The 19,655-nt window shown below is 67.9% G+C and carries 15 protein-coding genes; 9 read left to right on the forward strand and 6 right to left on the reverse strand.

Going from position 1 to position 19,655, the window contains the following annotated elements; all coding sequences use genetic code 11:
- Positions 1–55: 55 nt before the first annotated feature.
- The 3 genes from ACFQZZ_RS21365 to ACFQZZ_RS21375 all read left to right on the forward strand — a co-directional run bounded on the left by ACFQZZ_RS21365 (position 56) and on the right by ACFQZZ_RS21375 (position 1,967).
- Complete coding sequence (locus ACFQZZ_RS21365; RefSeq protein ID WP_378683472.1) at positions 56–526, forward strand: MarR family winged helix-turn-helix transcriptional regulator; 471 nt, start codon at positions 56–58, stop codon at positions 524–526.
- 410 nt (positions 527–936) lie between these two features.
- On the forward strand, positions 937–1,554 hold the full coding sequence (locus ACFQZZ_RS21370; RefSeq protein WP_378683475.1) for a transglycosylase SLT domain-containing protein: 618 nt from the start codon (positions 937–939) through the stop codon (positions 1,552–1,554).
- Positions 1,555–1,655: 101 nt separating this feature from the next.
- Positions 1,656–1,967, forward strand: a complete 312-nt coding sequence (locus ACFQZZ_RS21375; RefSeq protein ID WP_378683478.1) for a hypothetical protein — start codon at positions 1,656–1,658, stop codon at positions 1,965–1,967.
- 6 nt (positions 1,968–1,973) lie between these two features.
- Here ACFQZZ_RS21375 and ACFQZZ_RS21380 read toward each other — a convergent pair whose 3' ends face one another.
- The gene (locus ACFQZZ_RS21380) at positions 1,974–2,438 is read right to left on the reverse strand and encodes a MarR family winged helix-turn-helix transcriptional regulator (protein ID WP_378683480.1); all 465 of its coding nucleotides are present in this window, start codon (positions 2,436–2,438) and stop codon (positions 1,974–1,976) included.
- A 59-nt stretch (positions 2,439–2,497) separates the two neighbouring features.
- Here ACFQZZ_RS21380 and ACFQZZ_RS21385 point away from each other — a divergent pair, with 59 nt between their 5' ends.
- Positions 2,498–3,475: a pirin family protein gene (locus tag ACFQZZ_RS21385; protein WP_378683483.1), complete on the forward strand. Its 978-nt coding sequence runs from the start codon at positions 2,498–2,500 to the stop codon at positions 3,473–3,475.
- A gap of 125 nt (positions 3,476–3,600) precedes the next feature.
- A complete protein-coding gene (locus ACFQZZ_RS21390; protein ID WP_378683486.1) occupies positions 3,601–3,894 on the forward strand; it encodes an excalibur calcium-binding domain-containing protein in 294 nt (97 codons plus the stop codon).
- A gap of 60 nt (positions 3,895–3,954) precedes the next feature.
- Here the strand turns inward: ACFQZZ_RS21390 and ACFQZZ_RS21395 are convergent, their stop codons facing one another.
- Positions 3,955–4,176 carry a DUF3618 domain-containing protein gene (locus ACFQZZ_RS21395; RefSeq protein ID WP_378683488.1) on the reverse strand — a complete coding sequence of 74 codons (222 nt, stop codon included), beginning with the start codon at positions 4,174–4,176 and terminating at the stop codon, positions 3,955–3,957.
- A 76-nt stretch (positions 4,177–4,252) separates the two neighbouring features.
- Between ACFQZZ_RS21395 and bcp the strand changes: the two genes are divergently transcribed.
- On the forward strand, positions 4,253–4,726 hold the full coding sequence (gene bcp, locus ACFQZZ_RS21400) for a thioredoxin-dependent thiol peroxidase (RefSeq protein WP_378683491.1): 474 nt from the start codon (positions 4,253–4,255) through the stop codon (positions 4,724–4,726).
- Positions 4,727–4,753: 27 nt separating this feature from the next.
- Here the strand turns inward: bcp and ACFQZZ_RS21405 are convergent, their stop codons facing one another.
- Positions 4,754–5,500 (reverse strand): TetR/AcrR family transcriptional regulator, encoded by a 747-nt coding sequence (locus ACFQZZ_RS21405; RefSeq protein WP_378683494.1) that lies wholly within the window; start codon positions 5,498–5,500, stop codon positions 4,754–4,756.
- A gap of 101 nt (positions 5,501–5,601) precedes the next feature.
- On the opposite strand from ACFQZZ_RS21405, the gene ACFQZZ_RS21410 reads away from it, so the two are divergent.
- Together ACFQZZ_RS21410 and ACFQZZ_RS21415 are read left to right on the forward strand one after the other, a co-directional pair.
- Positions 5,602–6,558: an ATP-binding cassette domain-containing protein gene (locus ACFQZZ_RS21410; RefSeq protein WP_378683497.1), complete on the forward strand. Its 957-nt coding sequence runs from the start codon at positions 5,602–5,604 to the stop codon at positions 6,556–6,558.
- Between the two features lie 44 nt (positions 6,559–6,602).
- The gene (locus ACFQZZ_RS21415; RefSeq protein WP_378684095.1) at positions 6,603–7,334 is read left to right on the forward strand and encodes an ABC transporter permease; all 732 of its coding nucleotides are present in this window, start codon (positions 6,603–6,605) and stop codon (positions 7,332–7,334) included.
- Positions 7,335–7,443: 109 nt separating this feature from the next.
- On the opposite strand, the gene ACFQZZ_RS21420 is transcribed toward ACFQZZ_RS21415, so the two are convergent.
- A complete protein-coding gene (locus ACFQZZ_RS21420) occupies positions 7,444–8,745 on the reverse strand; it encodes a hypothetical protein (RefSeq protein WP_378683500.1) in 1,302 nt (433 codons plus the stop codon).
- 295 nt (positions 8,746–9,040) lie between these two features.
- Here ACFQZZ_RS21420 and ACFQZZ_RS21425 point away from each other — a divergent pair, with 295 nt between their 5' ends.
- Positions 9,041–9,661, forward strand: coding sequence for a TetR family transcriptional regulator (locus ACFQZZ_RS21425; protein WP_378684098.1), 621 nt, complete (start codon positions 9,041–9,043; stop codon positions 9,659–9,661).
- A gap of 13 nt (positions 9,662–9,674) precedes the next feature.
- On the opposite strand, the gene ACFQZZ_RS21430 is transcribed toward ACFQZZ_RS21425, so the two are convergent.
- Both ACFQZZ_RS21430 and ACFQZZ_RS21435 read right to left on the reverse strand, forming a co-directional pair.
- Positions 9,675–10,112, reverse strand: coding sequence for a holo-ACP synthase (locus ACFQZZ_RS21430; RefSeq protein WP_378683503.1), 438 nt, complete (start codon positions 10,110–10,112; stop codon positions 9,675–9,677).
- An 11-nt stretch (positions 10,113–10,123) separates the two neighbouring features.
- Positions 10,124–19,558: a fatty acid synthase subunit beta domain-containing protein gene (locus ACFQZZ_RS21435; protein WP_378683505.1), complete on the reverse strand. Its 9,435-nt coding sequence runs from the start codon at positions 19,556–19,558 to the stop codon at positions 10,124–10,126.
- Positions 19,559–19,655 lie beyond the last annotated feature (97 nt).

Consider the following 19,655-nt stretch of genomic DNA (forward strand, 5'->3'; position numbering starts at 1 on the left):
AACTAGATTGACCATATAGTCAAGCATCTTGACCACATGTGTCAAGATGGAATTCATGACGGACCTGAAGCCCGCCTCCACGCTGCATGCCGGGCAGGATTTGGCCTTGCTGCTGCTCGCCGCGGGCGCGGCGGCCACGGACGCCATCCATTCGGGCGTCCAGGCGGCCGGATTCGACGATGTGCGGCCCACCCACGGGTTCGCGTTCGTGCGGATGGCGCCGGATGGCGCGACCGTCGGTGAGCTCGCGGAGCATCTCGGGGTGACGAAGCAGGCGGCCAGTCAACTGGTGGACGAATTGGTGCGCAAGGGATACGCCGAGCGCAATGCGCACCCGGGCGACGCTCGTGCGCGATTGATCACATTGACCGAACGAGGGTGGGCTTGCACTCGCGCGGCAGATACCGCCGCCGCCAATTTCGCCGAGCAATGGTCGGCCGTTCTCGGCGATTCCACGGTCGCCGAATTACGTAACGCATTGGCTCGCGTTGTGACCCCAGGACGGGTGCGTCCCGCGTCTTGGTAAGGGCAAATACGACAAAGTGTCCTGCGTTACCAAGAAACTTAAGTGGGCTGCATCACATTCCGTTTAGGGGCAAACTCCCCGCATACACGGGGTGTCGACCTGCACGATCTTGATCAACCAAGATCGAAAACCCCGCTGATTCACCTTTCGTTCACCCTGCGTTAACCGGTCGTGACCATCCTGAGATCCAGGTCGTGACCATCCTGAGATCTAGCCAGAACAGATCAGCAGTTTGGTTGGACCGATTTACTACTTGACAACGGGAACCCGAATCCCCGTCTTCACAACAAAATCCGAAAACAGCATAAGCCGAATTCGGCGAGCAACCGCAACGGGAGCCCGTCGTGGATCCGTGCTGCCACACACGCCCGGATCGGAAAACAGTCCCCGAACAAGGAACCGATTTCGCAATGCCTGACAGACGCTTCTTCTCACTCCATCGCCGCTCGCTTCGCGAAGGCTTCACCTTCGCAGTAGCCGCAGCAGGCCTCATCGCCGTCGCCGCTTCTTCCGCGGTGTCGGTGGCAGACGACAGTGTCCCGTCTCGCATCGCCGTGGTCGCCGAGCAGGCACCGGCCACAGTGCCCGCCCCCGAGGCGCTCGCCGCGCCGCTGCCCGCCCCGCTGCCCGAGCCGGCCCCGGCTCCCGCACCGATGCCAGCACCCGCACCTGCACCTGAACCCGCACCTGCACCCGCACCCGTCTACGAGAACAACCTCAACGGCTGGATCCTGCAGGCCCTCGACATCATGCATGCCAACAACATCCCCGGCAGCTACGACGGCATCTACCGCAACATCATGCGCGAGTCCAGCGGCAACCCCCAGGCCATCAACCTCTGGGACTCCAACGCCGCCGCGGGCATCCCCTCCAAGGGCCTGCTCCAGGTCATCGACCCGACCTTCAACGCCTACCACGTCCCCGGCACGTCGACCGACGTCTGGGACCCGGTCGCCAACATCGTCGCGGCATGCAACTACGCAGCCAACCGGTACGGCTCGATGGACAACGTGAACTCGGCCTACTGATCCGACAGCACGCCGCACAACGCCTCCCCGGCGATCGCCGGGGAGGCGTTGTCGTCCGCTAGGGTCGACCGGGACCAACCACCACCGATGCGGACCGCACCATGACCGATTACGCCCACTCCGACTCCGCGTCGAAGAGTCGCGCCGAGAAGGCGCGGCGGCTCGCGGGCTACATCTGGGATCGCGGAATCACCGGAGCCGAACTGCTGGCCATGCCCGCGGTGCTGCGGCGAAAGCTCGCGCGCGCGGCGGCAACGAATCCGCCGAGCACCGACGAGACCTGGGCGAGCGTCGCCCAACTCCTCGACGACAAGGACACCTGGGCCGCGCGCCATCCGAATCATGCCGCGGCACAGCGCAATCACGCGGACGAGAAGCTGCTGTGGGTGAAGCCGCCGATCACGCCGTGGTGACGACGCTCAGACGCTGAGGTCGGTGCCGCGCTCGGCCTCGTCCACCACTTTGTCCGCCAGCGATCGCAGCGCCCGCGCCTCCGCCGGAGTCATCGCGTCGATGAACAGCCGACGGACCAGATCGACGTGGTTCGGTGCGGCGTGCTCGAGCGCCTTGCGGCCGTCCTGGGTGAGTTCCACCAGGATGCCGCGGGCGTCTTCCCGCGCCGGGCGTCGTTCGACGAGGCCCCGCGCGGCCATCCGGGCCAGGTGCTTGGAGAGTCTGCTCTTCTCCCAGCAGATCTCCGCACCGAGATCCTTGGCGCGCAGACAGCCGCCCAGCGCGGCCGACAGCGGCACCAAGATCTCGTAGTCGGCGGGCGAGAGGCCGTCCTGGGCTAATCCGGCAGCCAGCGCCGCGTCCATTCGCTGGCGCAGCCGGATGAACGCTTGCCAGGTCGTTTGCTCGTCATCGCTCAACCATCGGGCCACGGGAATGATCCTAGTCAGTCTTTGGTTGACATGGACACCAAAACTTTCAGGAGGTGCCCGTGCCCGCCATCACCGTCCCCGACATCATGGTTCTGCCCCGCCTGCCCAGGCCGACCGAGCCGACCCGCGAGCGTGCGGTACGCGGCATCAGCACCGCCCACAAGCAGCGTGAGGGCGCGGGGTTCGAAGTGCGTCGGCCGTTCCCGAGCATGGATCTGCGCTCGGCCGACCCGTTCATCCTGCTCGACCAGATGGGCCCGGTCGCCTACGAGCCGCACGAGGCCAAAGGCGCCCCATGGCATCCGCACCGCGGTTTCGAGACCGTGACCTACATGCTCGACGGCACTATGGTGCACCACGACTCGAACGGCGGGGGCGGCGTCATCAGCGAGGGCGACACCCAGTGGATGACAGCCGGATCCGGCATCTTGCACGACGAGGTACCACCGGAAGAGCTGGTCATTTCGGGCGGCTGGTTCCACGGCGTCCAACTATGGGTGAATCTGCCGCGTGCACTGAAAATGGCCGCGCCGCGCTATCAAGATTTGCGCGGATCCGAGCTGACATTGGTGAGCTCGCACGACGGCGGCGCGCTGGTGCGCTTGATCGCGGGCGACATCGGCGGATTCGCCGGCCCCGGCTCGACCTACACCCCCATCGCCTATGCGCACGCCTCTATCAGCCCCGGCGGGCAGCTGGAAACACCATGGCCGCCAGGATTTACAGCGATGGCGTACGTCTTGTCCGGCAACGGCACGGTTGGCGCCGAACGCAGGCCGGTCGGCGAGGGACAGCTGGCGGTATTCGGTCAAGGCGACTCGGTCACCGTGTCCGCCGATGCACTCCAACACAATCAGAGCGGCGATCTCGAGGTGCTGCTGCTCGGCGGACAACCCATCAATGAACCCGTGGTGCAGTACGGGCCGTTCGTCATGAACAGCCGCGCCGAAATCATCCGAGCCGTGGAGGATTTTCACGCAGGACGAATGGGAAATATCCCGGCCGAGCACGTCGCGGGCAGGCGCCTCGGCGAGTAATTACGGCGTTGCGTGCACAAACTTCGCATGCAGCCCGGTTGACAACTGAGCGGGCCGTCACAACAGTGGATGCGGCGTCTCCCCCTGTGGCGCCAATCCACCGCAGCAAACACATAGAGGAATACATGAACGTTCGCCGGCTCATAGTCAGCGCTGCCGTCGCGGGTCTGACCCTCCTTGCGGCCCCCGCCGCACTGGCCGCTCCTACCGGATCCGCAGGAACGGGATCTTCCGCCATCGACACCGGCTCGGCCGCGACCGGCTCGGCCGGTATGTCGCAGACCGGGTCTGCGGGTGGCGCCTTCGCTAACTGCGACGCGGCCCGCGCCGCCGGTCGGGCGCCGATCTTCCGTGGCGAACCGGGTTACGGCCCGCACCTGGATCCCGACGGCGACGGATTCGCCTGCCCGACGGTCTGATAGCCCCGAAAAACGAAACACCCGGTGTGGCAGTGCCACACCGGGTGTTTCGTTTTTCCGTCAGCGGAAGATCTTGAACAGCACCAGCCCAACGACGACGGCGCCCGCACCGATCAGGCTGTACTTCACCTTCGGCTCGTTCAGCTTCGCAAGCACCATGTGCTTGGTGTCATCGGCGATCCGCTGCGGATCCGCCCGCACGGCAAGTTCGTCGAGCGTGCTCGCGAGCCGTGTCCGCGCGGCCTCGATGTCCCGCTCGATCCGCTCGGTATCCCTAGCCACGTATCTCCTCCTGTGTCTGATTGCCACGAGTCTAATGGCGCGCAGTCTGTCGGGGCGTTCGGTTACCGTGCAAGGCGTGACCGACAACCAACGACTCTCCCCCGGTGCTCCCGCCCCCGCCTTCACGCTCCCCGATGCCGACGGCAAAGAGGTGTCGTTGTCGGACTACCGCGGCCGCAAGGTGATCGTCTACTTCTACCCCGCCGCGAGCACACCCGGCTGCACCAAGCAGGCCTGCGATTTCCGCGACAGCCTCGCCGAACTGGAGGGCGCGGGCCTCGAGGTCATCGGTATCTCGCCGGACAAGCCCGCGAAGCTGGCCAAGTTCCGCGACGCCGAGAAACTCACCTTCCCGCTGCTGTCGGACCCCGACCGCACCGTGCTCACCGCATGGGGCGCGTTCGGCGAGAAGACGATGTACGGCAAGACCGTGACCGGCGTCATCCGCTCCACCTTCCTGGTGGACGAGGCAGGCAAGATCGAGGTCGCCCAGTACAACGTCCGCGCCACCGGCCACGTCGCCAAGCTGCGTCGCGACCTGTCGGTGTAGGTCGCGACCTGTCGGTGCAGCTGGAACCTATCGCTCGAACGAGCGCACGAACTGCTCGTATCCATCCAGCATCCGATCCAGGCCGAAGCTCAAAACGGCTTCCTCCGAGTCCATCTCCACATCGTCGAAGGCCTGCTGGGAGAAAGCGCGGGTCAGCGCCGGAAACCGCTGCGGGTCGATCACCCGGCTCAGCATGGCCGGGTAGTCGTCATGGTCGGCGGCGGCGCTGACCGCTATCTCCTTGGCTACCCGCATTCGCCCGATCACGTACAGCGAGACGTTCAGCACCAGCTGAAGCTTCACCGATTCCGGTACGGACGTTTCGTCGAACGCCGATAGCCCGACTTCCAACCAGGCCATGTTGTACGGCCCCATCGGCGGGCCCGCCAGGGGTAGGTCCAGCCACCACGGATGCCGTGCGATCGACCGGAACATGCCCCACGCCCATGCCTCGATCCCGGTCCGCCAGTCCCCGCCGACCGGCAGCTCCGGCGGTGGTCCCACCACTCGATCCGATACGAGGTCGATCAACGTGTCCTTGCTGTCCACATACCGGTAGAGCGACATCGTGGTGAAGCCGAGGTGCTTGGCGACCCGGCTCATCGACAGCGCGGCGGACCCTTCGGCGTCGGCCACCTCGATCGCCGCGTCGACCACCTGATCGAGACTCAGCCCGCGCTTGGGTCCGCGCGTTCCCGCTTCGTCCAAGCCCCACATCAGCGCGAAGGACTTGGGCATCGTGCCGGGACCACCGTCGGCTTCAGGGGTTTCCATCTGGTCGACCTTCCTTCTCGACTATCTCTTCCCTCCGGCCAAAAACTGCGTACTATCTAAACAAAGTTTAAGCCATACACAGTTTTGATTCGAGGAACCCCATGACAGTCCCACCCACCTCCGCCATCAGTATCAGCGGGTTGACGAAAACCTTCGGCGAGCACACCGTTCTGGCTGGGATCGACCTGGAAGTCGCCGCGGGAACAGTCTTTTCGCTGCTCGGCCCGAATGGCGCGGGCAAGACGACCATGGTGCGCATCCTGGCCACGCTGAGCCGCGCCGACAGCGGCGAGATCCGAGTCGCCGGACACGATCTCGCGCACGAACCCGACGCCGTGCGCCGACTCATCGGCGTCACCGGCCAGTACTCGGCGGTCGACAGCGTGTTGACCGGTGCCGAAAATCTGCGACTCATGGGTCGGCTACTGCATCTGGGCAAACCCGAGACCGTTCGTCGAACCGCCCGCCTCCTGGAGCAATTCGAGCTCACGAATGCCGCGCACGCCCGCGTCGCGACCTACTCCGGCGGCATGCGCCGGCGACTCGACCTGGCCATGAGCCTCATGAGCGAGCCGCTGATCATCTTCCTCGACGAACCGACCACCGGACTCGACCCGCGCAGCCGCCGCGAACTGTGGCAGGTGATCCGCAACCTCGTCGCCGACGGCGTGACGATCTTCCTCACCACCCAATACTTGGAAGAGGCCGATCAACTCGCCGACCGAATCGCGGTGCTGCACAACGGCAAAATCGTCGCCGCGGGCACACCCGGTGACCTGAAGCAGCTCGCACCCGGCGGTCACATCCAGCTGCGATTCGCCGACCGGCATGGTCTCGCCGCAGCTGCTCGCACCGTGCCGCTCGCGGAGATCGATGCCGATCAGCTGACGCTGCAGGTCCCGTCGGACGGCAGCGTCGGTGCCCTCAAACAGCTCCTGGATCAGTTCGACGATCAGGCGATCACCATCGACGAGCTCGCGATTCACACTCCCGACCTCGACGACGTGTTCTTCGCGCTCACCGGGCACCCCACCACCGAGAAAGCGGCACTGCTGTGACCATCACGACCACACTGACCGGCGCGGCACAGGACTCTGCGACCATGCTCGGCCGCAATCTGCGCCACACCCTGCGCAGCCCGGACACCATGATCATGACCATCGCGCTGCCGATCATGATCCTGCTGATGTTCGTGTACGTGTTCGGCGGCGCGATGAATGTCGGTGGCGGCGCGTACATCGACTACATCGTGCCGGGGATCATCCTGCTGTGCGCCGGATTCGGTTCGGCGGGAACGGCGGTGAGCCTGTCGACCGATATGACCGACGGCATCATCGACCGGTTCCGCACCATGGCCATAGCCCGATCGTCGGTGCTGACCGGGCACGTCGTGGAAAGTCTGCTGCGCAATCTGATCACCACCACCATCGTGATCCTGCTTGCGGTCGCGATCGGTTTCCGGCCGACCACCGATCCGCTGCGGTGGCTGGCCGCCTACGGCATCATCGCGATGTTCGTGCTCGCGCTGTCCTGGCTCGCGGCCGCACTCGGACTGCTGGCGAAGAATCCGGAGGCGGCCAATGGCTTCACCTTCGCGTTCATGTTCCTGCCGTATGTGAGCAGTGCCTTTGTGCCGCCGCAGTCCATGCCCAGTTGGCTGCACTGGTTCGCCGAGAACCAGCCGGTGACACCGGTGACCGAAACCATGCGCGGATTGCTGATGGGCACCCCGATCGACAACAGCGCGCTGCTGGCCGTGCTCTGGTGTGCGGGCATCGCGCTGGTCGGCTTCATCGCCGCGGGCATTCTGTTCCGGCACCGGACCGCGGACTGAATCCGGCTCCGGCCGTCGCCGGGGCATCGGTCTGGTCCGGACAAGCGAAAGGTCCGGCGCTGCAAGGCGCCGGACCTTTCGTGGTATCCGCTGTCGGTACTACTACCGCCTACGTGGACAGCAACTGCTGCGACGCCCACTGCATCAACATGCGGAAGTGGTTGTCCCACCAGTGGTAGGACTCGGGCGTGCCCGCCGCGGGCGGCGGGCCTTCGCCGGGGAAGAGCAGCGAGCCGTTCGGTGCGCCGACCTTCGTGGTGGAGGCCGGAATCCCCGTCCCTGGCAACATCTGCGCCGCGGACTCGGTCTCGCGGACCGGTTCGGACTGTACGAGCGGCAACGGGCGATCCTGCTGCCCGCCGCTGCCCCACCGCTGAGCCGAGTACTGCGGCACGTCCAGCACCACCACCGTCGGCTCCAGCCTGAGTTCGCCCGCCGCCACGCCCCGACCTTCGATCGCCGAATCACGCGGGTTGAACACACCGGGCTCGACCGCCGAGCCGGCGTTCGAACCACTGGACGATCCGGTCTCGGCATCGACCACGCGCGCGTCCGCGGTTACCCGCGCATCCGCGACGACAGCACCGGTAGCCGGGCGCGAGATACCGCCCGCCAAATAGACGCCGCCGACGACCAGTCCGCCGGCCAGCACACTGGCCGCAGCGAACAGCGCTGTCGCGGTGCCTCGCCCGTGACGCACCGGCTCCACCGGCTCGCCGACCGCGTTCAGATCGGCCATGGCGGACAGCGCCGCGCCGACCGCGGACGCGGATGCCGCGATCTTGCACGGAATTACGGGTGCACCGAATCCGTCCGCCGCGGCGACGACCGCCGCCGCACGCGCACCCGAACCGATCAACACCACCGCGTCCGGCCGCACCGCGTCCGCTTCGAATTGATCCCAAGCCGCCGTTACGGCCGCGCCCATCGCCTCGGCGGTCGCCGCGCTGCCGGTCTGACTGTTGGCCGCGAGGACCCTGGTGCGCCTGCGGTCGATCAACGTGAACGCCTGATGGCCGGGGACCACCTCGCAGATCAGCAGATCGTCGAATTCGTTCAGCCATGTCATGACACCGGCGACGTTCAGATGCGCGGCCTTCGCCGACACCAACGAGGCGGTGTCCCACTGCCCGGAAGCCAGCCTGGTGACGATGGCCCGGCGTTCGGCGGCGTCGCGGTAGGTGACCGCAGCACCGCCGATCTCCAGATCCGGGCCGAGTTCGGCGGCTAGAAAATCCATCGCCGTCTCGACCGCCGCCGCCAGGTCCGCCTTGCTATCGCCGTCGGTCTTTACCACCCGATGAAGCAACACGCGCTCGGGTAGCCTCTCGCCGGAATCGGCGAGGGCTACCGCGTGAACGGCGCCGCGTTCGGTGGAAACGCCTAGGGCTACCACAGATCGAGCTACCACAGATCACGCCTTCCCAATGTTTTGCCGAGCTCACGAACGGGGTCATTACCACCTGCGCGGGGAACGCACTGCGCGGTAACGCGGGTCACGATGCACGCAGGCTCGCTTATGTGTTCGCAGCCACATCCGGCTTGGATGGGTGGTGAAATCTGACAGTCCTGGACGCGCATACCGCGTGCGCGTGTCGTGCGCGTGTCCATACCGCTAGCCTGGATACGTGGATGTACGCACGGAGGCCAGGGCTAAGCGACGTCCGGACCCTGCGTTGGACCTGCAGGACGACCCACAGGAGCTCATGCCGCGGCGTCGACCGACGCAGGAACGCAGCAAACGGAAGTTCGACGCACTGTTGCAGGCGTCTCGTGAACTGCTCGTCGAGGTCGGGTTCGAGTCGTTCACCTGTGAAGAGGTGGCGGCGCGAGCCGAGGTGCCGATCGGCACGCTGTATCAGTTCTTCGCCAACAAATATGTCATCGTCTGCGAGCTGAATCGCCAAGACCTCGTTGCCGTTTCGCAGGAACTGGCCGATTTCCACGGCGAGATTCCGTCACTGGACTGGTTGCGGCACATGAACCAGTTCGTCGACCACATGGCCAACCTGTGGATGACCGACCCGTCCCGGCGCGAGGTCTGGCTGGCCATGCAGTCGACGCCGTCGACGCGGGCCACCGGTGCGATTCACGAGAAGGAATTCGCCGAGGTCATCTCACGGATGCTGCGGCCGCTGACCCCGCGCACCCCGCGGGCACGGCGGTCCATGATGGCCGAGGTGCTCGTGCACGTCGTGTACTCGATGCTGAACTTCTCCGTCCAGGACGAGCAGAGCCACGCCGACGCCGTCTCCGAGCTCAAGCGCCTGATGGTCGCGTACCTGCTCGTCGCCGAAAAAGAATCCCGCTCCGCCAGCGAGCGCTGACGGAGCGGGTCGACTAGCTGGTCGCTTCGCGGCCTTCGATGAGATCGGCCAGTTCGCCCGGGTCTTCCAGGACGACCATGGCGGCGGCGGTGTCGCCGTCGTGGGTCAGCGACAGGTGAACCCTTGCGCGCGGCAGGAATTCGGCGGCGAGGCCGTGCAGCTTGATGCTCGGCCGGCCCCACGCGTCGTTGACCACCTCGATCAGCGGGTACGGGTTGTCCCCGATCTGCGGTCGGCGGGCGAACCGAGACGATGCCCATGCCTTGAGCACCGCCTCTTTCGCCGCCCACCGTGCCGCGTAACTACGGGCGGGGTCGGTTCCCTTGCTCTGGCAGTAGCGCCGCTCACCCGCGGTGAAACTTTCCCGGAGCATGGTTGTTCCGGACCGTTGTAGCTGTTCGGAGAACTCGGAGATGGTTACCAAGTCCAGGCCGATACCGAGGATCGTCACAGGGGCGAAGCCTACGACCCCGCGCGGTCGGCCGCTCGCGAACCGTCCGCGACCCGTCCGGTATTGCAGCCCCAGCCATCGGCGCGATACGTACCGTCGGCCGCGAGACGCGCATCCGCGGACAGCAGCACATCGGCCTCCAGCTGCCGAATCTGCTTGGACGGCGTGCCATCCGCGCCGAGGCGCCGATCGGCGGGCCGCTCGTACAACGCGGCGCCACCGCACATGGCCTCGGTGAATCGCTGCCGTCCGGCGAGCTGCCGCTGCTGTGCCCTGCGCTGGTACTCCTCGCGCCGTCCCGGCTCGATCGCCTGGACGAACGCCTCGGGGTGCACCACCGCGAGCAGACCCGACACGTGCCCGAAGCCGAGCGAGGTCACCAGACCGGCCTTGAGCGGGAACCGATCGCCGAAGCGCAGCGGTTCGCGCGCCCACACCAGGTGCGGGTAGGCCTGCATCTTTTCGTCGACGCAGTCCAGGCTGCGGTTCGGCGGGACAACACCCTGTTCCAGCACCTGGCACAGGCCGATCAGCTGGAACGCCGCCGCACCGCCCTTGGCGTGTCCGGTCAGGCTCTTCTGCGAGACGACGAACAGCGGGGCGCCCGCCGAGCGACCGATCGCATCGGCAAGCCGCTCGTGCAGTTCGGACTCGTTGGGATCGTTGGCCGCGGTGGAGGTGTCGTGCTTGGAGATCACCGCGATATCGTCCGGACCGACACCGAGCTTGCGCAGCTCGGTGGCGAACCGGGATTCCCGGCCGCCGCGGCCCGCACCGAGCGCGCCGAGGCCGGGCGCCGGAATCGAGGTGTGCACGCCATCGCCGAAGGACTGCGCCCACGCCACTACGCCGAGGACAGGCAGGCCCATCTCTACCGCGACGTCACCGCGGGCCAGCAGCACGGTGCCGCCACCCTGCGACTCCACGAACCCGCCGCGACGGCGGTCGTTGGCGCGGGAGAAGTACCGATCGCTGATGCCCTTGGCGCTCATGACCGCCGAGTCCGCGGTCGCCGACATATCACCGAAGCCCTTGATGCCCTCGATGCCGAGATCGTCGAAGCCGCCGGCAACCACCAGTTCGGCCTTGCCGAGCCGGATCTTGTCGACGCCTTCCTCGACCGACACCGCGGCGGTCGCGCAGGCGGCCACCGGGTGCACCATCGCGCCATAGCTGCCGACGTAGGACTGAACCACGTGCGCCAGCGCCACATTCGGCAGCGCTTCCTGCAGGATGTCGTTCGGCGTCGGCTCGCCGAGCAGCGAGTCGATGTACAGCGAGCGCATCGCCGACATGCCGCCCATACCGGTGCCCTGGGTGTTGGCCACCAGCGACGGGTGCACCCAGCGCATCAGTTCGACCGGGCTGAACCCGGAGCTGATGAACGCGTCGACGGTGGTGACGATGTTCCACAGCGCCACCCGGTCCACCGAACTCGCCATATCGGCCGAGATGCCCCAGATGGTCGGATCCCAGCCGGTGGGGATCTGGCCACCGACGGTCCGGGAGATCTTCGCCCGGCGCGGCACCCGAATCTCGGTGCCCGCCTTGCGGGTTACCGTCCAGTCGCCGGAATCCGGCACCGGCACGATCAGTGTGTGCTCGGGGTCCGCGGCGTGGAAGGAGCGGGCCTCGGCCTCGCTGCCGACGGTGAACGACAGGTCCTGGTCGAGGAATACCGACGTCATCAGTGGCGAGGTGTTGTCGATCATGGCGCCGTCGTCGCCATAGCGGCGCACGCCGCAGCGGGCGACCACCGCGTCGTGGTACTTCTCGGCCAGCTCGGACTCGGGCACGTAGTCACCGGACTCGGCGTCGTACCAGCCGGGCTTGGGATCGTTCTCCCAGCTGACCATGCCGGTGGTCCAGGCAAGCTCGAGGACGCCCGCGGCCGAGAGTTCGTCCTCGACTTCCATCTCGAACCGGGTGCGCGAGGACCCGTACGGGCCGAGCTCACCGGCGCCGACGATGACCACCATGTCGGCGAGATCGGCAGAGACCGCGCCCCATTCGGGAACCGGCAGCGCCGAGGTCATGGTCGGCGGCGCGGGCAGCGCGGGGATCGTCGCGGTCGAGTCGACCTCGTCGGTCGCCGCGTCGGCGGCCGCCTGCGCCTGCTTGGCCAGCGCGGGCAGGTCGAGCTTGGCCCTGGCCAGTCCGCCGGTCAGGTCGATCTGCTGGGGGCCTGTCGCGGTCACCTGACGAGCCCGCGAGGTGCACCACTTGAGCAGCTCGTCGGCCATCTCCGCGGTGGACCAGGTTTGCACTCCGGCCTTTTCGACCGCTTCGACCATCGGATCGTTGTGGCCCATCAGCCCGGTGCCGCGCACCCAGCCGATCAGCGCGTGCACCAGGGTGACCCGAGCCGACCACGACTTCTCGGCCCGCCATTTGGCGACAACCGCGTCGAGCGCCGCCTTGGACTCGCCGTAGGCGCCGTCGCCGCCGAACATGCCGCGGTTGGGCGAACCCGGAAGCACCACATGCAGTTTCGCGTCGACGTCGTGGTCGGCGCCGAGCTTGGACAGTCCGCCGATGAGCTTCTCCACCGACCAGAGCAGTACGCGCATTTCCATTTCGGCGCGGGCACCCGCGTCGGCGAGGTCGCCGGCCACCCGCGGCGCCGCGAACGGCAGCAGCAGGGTCGGCGTCATCGCGTCCTTGGTCTTGATCTTCGCACCGCCCGCGTTGTCGACCTGCTCGGTGCCGACCCAGTCGATCAGTGCGTCGATGTCCTGGTAAGAGGCCATGTTCGCGGGTACGACCCACAGGGCGGCACCGTGCCTGGCGTTCTCGCGGTACAGCTTCCGGTAGAAGCCGAGCCGCTCGTCGTTCAGACCAGAGGTGGTGACCACGACGGTGGCGCCGCCACCGAGCAGCCGTCCAGCGACCGAGGCCGCGATGGATCCCTTACTGGCACCGGTGATCACGGCGATATCCGAGGACCACAGTCCGGGCTCTTCGGTGCTCAGCGCGGCCTCGGCAATGCGCTCGTACAGCCGGGCGAGCACCGAGCGCGCCTCGTGCTTGGCCCGCTCCCGCCACCAGTTCGCCTGCGCGGCAACGGCTGCGCCCGCACCGAGGAATCCGACGACCGGCCCCTCGCCCGAGCCCGCGTCGTCCAGTAGCCACAGCTTCGCCAGGTCCTCGCGCGCGGTGGCCCAGCGATCGTCGATCAGCACCGCCTTGCGTGCGTCGAACGCGGGTGCGACCAGTCGCGGCCAGTCCGAACCGAGCTCCGCCGACACCAGGTCGACCAGCGAATCGTCGCTCGCCTCCGGCGCGGAAACCTGCTCGGTCAGGCCGAGCTGCTCGAGCACCACCCGAGCCGCCGTCGCGAGCACGCCATCGCGGCCGGTGATCTGCTCGGTGAACTCGCCGAGTGCGGCGGCGTCCACCGTGGCGCCGCCACCACCACCCGCGCTCGGCAGCGACACCGCGACACCGCGACGGGCCGCAACAGCCTGCACCGCGGCGTCGATGGCCGCGTCGACCGACGCGCCGTCGCTCAGCGCACCGGATACCAGCCCGCCGAGATCACCGCCGCGCACGCTGACGCCCTCGCGGGTGCCGAGCGAAACCTCGGCGGTCACGTGGTTGGCCCAGCCGTCGCCGAGCTCCCAGACCTTCTTGACACGCTCGGCGATCGCGGCGGGCCGCTTGCCGGACGGGCCGAACACCTTGCGCAGGTGGTCACCGATGGAATCGGACAGCACGGAGCCGAACGGCTTGTAGGTGCGAGCCAGCCGCTCGACCGTGGCGGACAGCGCGCCCATGTCGGCGTCCGCCGCGCCATCGATGGCGCCGAGCGACAGCTCCGAGCCGAGGTCGACGAGCAGCTGGTTGCGCCGCGAGGAAACACCGTCGCACAGGCCCTCGATGGTGTCGACCGGACCGATCTGATCCAGCCGCAGCTTCGTCCACAGCGCGATGAGCACGCGGGTGGCATCGGCCGCACTGAAGACGATGTCGTCCGGCCGCGGGCCGCCCGAGCTGGGCGCGGGTGCGGCGACCGGTGCTGCCGCCGCGGCGGCGGGCGCGACGGGCGCGGATTGGGTCGGCTCGTCGGCGGGCTCGTCGACGGGCGCGGGATCGGTGTCGGTCGAATAGACGACCCCGGCCTCGCGCTCGATGTTGAGCACCTCCACCGTCGCGGTGCTGAACACCGGCAGCTTCAGCGTCTGGCTGGCCAGGTTCGCCACGGTCGGGGTGGCGCCGAGACCGATCTCGACGAACCGCTCCACGCCGAGACCGCCGTGTGCGGTGTCGGTGAACAGCAGGTCCTGGGTTTCGATCCAACGGACCGGGCTGGCGAACTGCCAGGCGAGCAGCTCGATCAGCACCACCCGGCAGAGCTCGGTCGGCCGCGCCGCCCAGCTGTCGAAGTCGGCGAGCACGGCGGCCAGCGGCTCCGAGGGCACCAGGTCCGCGATCTCCTGGATGAAGGCGCGCTCCAGCGAGAACGGCTTGGGCACCAGGTTCGGAATGTAGCGTCCGACAAGGATTTCCGGATGCAAGTCCGCGGGCAGCAGCTGCTCGAGCTTGTGCCGGAACTCGGGAACACCCTCGCGCAGCACCGTGGAATGGAACGGCACGTCGATACCGGGCACCAGGATGAAGGCGCGCTTACCACCGAATTCCGCACGGCGCCGGTCGATCTCGGTCTCCAAGGCTTCGAGACCGGCGACCGTACCCGCGATCGCGTACTGCGATCCGCGCAGGTTCAGGTTGACGACCTCGAGGAACTCACCGGTCTGCGCACCGATGCCCGATACGAAGCCGATGACCTCGTCATCCGGCAACCCGATCTGCGAGGGCCGGATGGCGGCCATCCGATAGTCACTGCGGCCTTGCGCATCACGCGGCACCAGTTCGTGCATGGCGGAACCGCGCTGGAAGACGACCTCGAGCACCGCCTCCAACGGCAGCACGCCGGCGACCGCCGCGAGGGCGTTGTACTCGCCGACCGAATGTCCGGCCAGCATGGCGCCTTCGACGAAGGCGCCCGCCTCGCGCAGCTCGGCGACCTGGGCGACACCGAGCACCGCCATCGCGACCTGGGTGAACTGGGTCAGGTGCAGCACACCGTCCGGGTGCCGGTGTTCGACGCCGCGCGCCTTGAGGTAGGTCGGGTTGTCGCGCACGACCGCGAGGATCGAGAAGCCGAGTGCCGCACGGGTGTGCTTGTCGGCGCGCTCCCAGATCTCCTTGGCGGCCTTCGAACGGGCGCGGGCGTCAAGGCCCATGCCCTTGCGCTGAATGCCCTGTCCCGGGAAGGCGTAGACGGTCTTCGGCGCCGCGGTGCGACCGGTCGCGGTCATTACCAGGTTGCCGTCGGTCCGGCAGGACACCTCGACGATTTCGCTGCCCGCGTCGACGGCGATCCGCTCGACCCGCACATCGATCTCCGCGCCGGGCCGCACCATGCCGAGGAACCGGGTGGTCCACGCCGTCAGGGTTCGTGCGGGCACGGTGGCCGACGGGTCGAGAGCCGACACCGCGTGCTGCGCGGCGGCCGAGAGCCACATGCCGTGCACGATCGGGCTGCCGAGACCGGCCAGCTTGGCGGCGGCATCGCTGGTGTGAATGGGGTTGTGGTCACCGGAGACCGCGGCGAAGGCGTGCATGGCGCGCGGCGCCACCATCGTGACGTCGCGGCGCCGCCTGCGCGGGCTGTCGGTGGCCGCGTCGGACAGCACGCCTGCCGCACGCGGCGGATCGGTCAGCTCGCCGGCGCCGTTGCGGCCACGGATGGCGAAGCGCTCGGTGAGCGTCGCGACAGTCGGCATCGACATCCCGGTTTCGGGCTTGTCGAGCATGCCGGTGATCTTCACATGCACCTCGACCACCCGGCCGAGGTCGGTGTCGATGGTCTCGCCCGCCTCGGCACGTACCACGAGAACACTTGTCTCGGCAGGTAATTCGCCGATCAGTGCGATCTGGTGGTCGAGATGGACCAGGTCGAGCATGCCCTCGATGACGCTGTCACCGGACGCGCTACGCGCCGCGCCGAGCACCGCGAACACAGCGGGCCAGCAGGCGCCGACCAGCACGTCGGGAACGGTGCGGCCGAGCGTGCTCAGGGTCGCGGGCAGGCCGGAGCCGGTGACTCCGGCGTGATCGGCGATGAGGTCGGGAGTCCAGGCCACGTTGAGGTGCGCGACCTTGCCCTTCACCTCCGGCAGCGACTGGCCGGCGGCGACCGCGAGCAGCGCGGACATGGCGGAATCGGCGTCGGCCTCGGTGATGACCGGGGCGCCGCCATTGAAGGTGGAGACCGGGACCGTGATCCGGATGCGCACGGCTGTGTCGATGGCGGAGTCCGCGGTGCCCTTTGTGGCTACTCCGGCTGCCGCCTCCGTGACCGTCGCTCCCGACGGGCGGCCGAGCAGCGGCACGCTGAGCTCGAGGTAGGCGTCCTCGCGGTCCGGGCCTGTCGTCTCGACGAGGGTGGCTCCGGTCGGCGGGTGCAGCGCGCCCTTGCCGTCGACGGTCCATTCGGCGAGATCGCCCAGCCGGTGTACCGGGTTGATGGTGGTGCGGCCGGACCATTCGACGTCCGGTGCGGCGAGCACTGTGTCGATGGCGCCCGAGGTCACGCCCGCGGTGCGCCGGGCGTCGATCGCGACCGGAACCACACCCGCACGGACGAGCGAGTAGGCGGCGTCCTTCTCGAACCGGTCGAGCAGCTCGCCGACCGGTTCGTCGACACGGGTGATTCCGGCGACGGCCACGGTGCCGGGGATGACGCAGACCTGATCGGCCGAGTAGCGCGGATCATGCGCCTGCCACAGCGAATCCGAGCGCCACCAGCGGCGCACATCGCCGTCGACGACCGGCACGAAGTTCACCGGCTTGCCTGGCGTCTTGCACAGCGCGATGAAGAACGGCACATCGGCCGGGTGCAGCAGGGTCTGCTCGGCGGCCGGGTACTGCTTCTTCAGCGTGCACAGCGCGTCGATCGGGCTCTCGAAGGCGTCGTCACCCGCGAACAGTGTCGCGATCTCGCCGCGATCGGCCGGGTTGAGCCGAGATTCGGTGCGACGCACCATGTCCGCGAACCGATCGCGCCAGGTGATGTCCAGCCACACCGAGCGGGTGGCGTCGAGGAAAGCGTCGCCGAGGTCGCTGCCGCAGTCGAAGTCCTTGCGCCGGTCGAGGCCGACCGTGAGCTCCACGTAGCGCTCGAGCCAGTCGAGGTAGGTCATCGTGGTCAGGTCGCCGAAGTACGGCTTGGCCGTGGCGTTCAGCGCCGAGATGATCTCGTCGCGGCGCTCGGCGACCGCGTCGGCGTTGCCCGCGACCTCGTCGAGCAGTCTGCCGGTTCGCGAGGCCGCATTATCGATCTCGTGGATGTCGGCGCCCAATTGGCTACGGCCCGAGGCCATTCCGCCGTTCGCGGTGCCCGCACCGACCCAGTCGGGGGTGCCGGGGGTGTCGACGAGCAGCTGCTTCACCTCGGGCGCGGTGGTGGCCTCCAGCGTCGCCATCGCCGCGGTGCCGACCAGCACGCCGTCCAGCGGCATCACCGGATAGCCGTGCGGCACAGCCCATTCACCGGTCAAGTACTCGGTGGCGCGCTCGGGCGTGCCGATGCCGCCGCCGACGCAGATCACTACATTGTCGCGGTTGCGCAGCTCGGCATAGGTGGCGAGCAGCAGGTCGTCCAGGTCTTCCCACGAGTGATGTCCGCCTGCGCGGCCGCCCTCGATGTGCATGATCACCGGATAGTTCGGCACCTCGTCGGCGATGCGCAGCACCGCGCGGATCTGGGCCACCGTGCCCGGCTTGAATGCCACGTGGGTGATGCCGGCCTCGGTCAGCTCCTCGATGAGCGCAACGGCTTCCTCGAGCTCGGGGATACCGGCCGTGACGATGACGCCGTCGAAGGGCGCACCGGCCGCGCGGGCCTTCTGCACCAGGCGTTTGCCGCCCAGCTGCAGCTTCCACAGGTACGGGTCGAGGAACAGCGAGTTGAACTGCACCGCGCGGCCCGGGTGGAGCAATGTCTTCAGCTCGGCCACCCGGTCGGCGAAGATCTGCTCGGTCACCTGGCCGCCACCGGCGAGCTCCGCCCAGTGGCCCGCGTTCGCCGCCGCCGCAACGATTTTGGCGTCGACGGTGGTCGGTGTCATACCGGCCAGCAGGATCGGCGAGCGGCCGGTCAGCTTGGTGAACGCGGTCTCGACCACGATGCGCCCATTGGGCAGTCGCACCGGCCGCGGCGCGAACGCCGTCCACGGCGCCGCCACCTCGGGTGCGGCGCCCGGCGTCAGCAGCTCGCGCTGACCCGCGCGGGTCGCGGCCGCGACGGTGCCGACACCGGTGCCCTTGAGTGAGCCGCCGGTGAGCCTGCTGAGCAGATCTCCGGGGCCGAGGTCCAGAATCCATTGCGCGCCTGCGGCAACCACGCCGTCGACGGTCTCGACCCAATCGATCGGATCGACCAGGATCTGCTGCGCCAACGAACCGGCGAGGGCCGCATCAATACCGCACTGATCGGCCCATCCGGCCACCAGATCCACCGTGTCGGCCAGGGCCGGGTGATGGAACGCGACATCGACGGCCACGTCCTCGAAGACCGGCGCGAACACCGCACCACCGCGTGCCTTCGAGTCACGCTCGCGGGACTGTGCGTCGTGAATCTGCGCGCAGCGCTGCCGCACCCGCTCCAGTTGGGTCGGGGTACCGGACAGCACCGCCCTGCGACGCCCATTGCGAATCGAAACCACCGCTGCCGCAGCCGGATCCACGCCTTCGGACACCTCGGCGACCACCGCGCGCAGCTGCTCGGGATCCACATTCGACACCGCGACCATCGGCGAGCGCTCGCCCACCGGCATCAGCCCACGCCGACGCGCCACCAAACTCGCTGCGGCGCCGATCAATTGGGCCACAACGAGCAGTTCCGCGTCCCGCTGCCCGCCGGTCTCCACCGCCGTCGCGGCCAGGCGGCCCTGCGAATGACCAACGATCGCCACCGGCGCCTGCTCGACCGGATCCAGTCCCTGCAGCCGCAGCGCCCGCATGGCCGCGAGCTGCGTCAGCAACACACCCGGCATGGACACCGCGGCCGAGCGCAACACATGCTCCGAGGGCGCCGCCGAGGCCTCCCCATCGTCACCGTCGACGAGCTCGTCCTCGAGCATCCAGCCGATCGGGTCGAAACCGACCGGACGCACCACGAGCAGTTGCGCCGCAACGGGTTCCAGCAGCGCGGCCGCCTCGTTGACCAATGCGGTCAACTCCGGCTCCAGCGCGCTATCGCGCCCGATCTCCTCCAGCTCGCGCAGCCACTGCGCACCCTGGCCACCGAAGGCCAGCGCGTAGGGCGTCCCGCCCATCAAACGATCCAACAGCGGGGACCGCGTCCCGCCCGCCTTGGCGGTCGCGACCACCTTCGCGCTCTTTCCGGTCCCGGTTTCGGTGCTCTCGTTGATCGTCAAGACGCTTCGACTTCCTTCTCCTGGCGACATGCCCTTGCGGGACACGCCGCTCCCTCCGGTGCGCAGGTGTTCCTCAACCAATGGGCTTGATACGGCC

Origin of the sequence: Nocardia sp. GCM10030253, assembly GCF_042675075.1 — a bacterium.
Lineage (GTDB): Bacteria > Actinomycetota > Actinomycetes > Mycobacteriales > Mycobacteriaceae > Nocardia.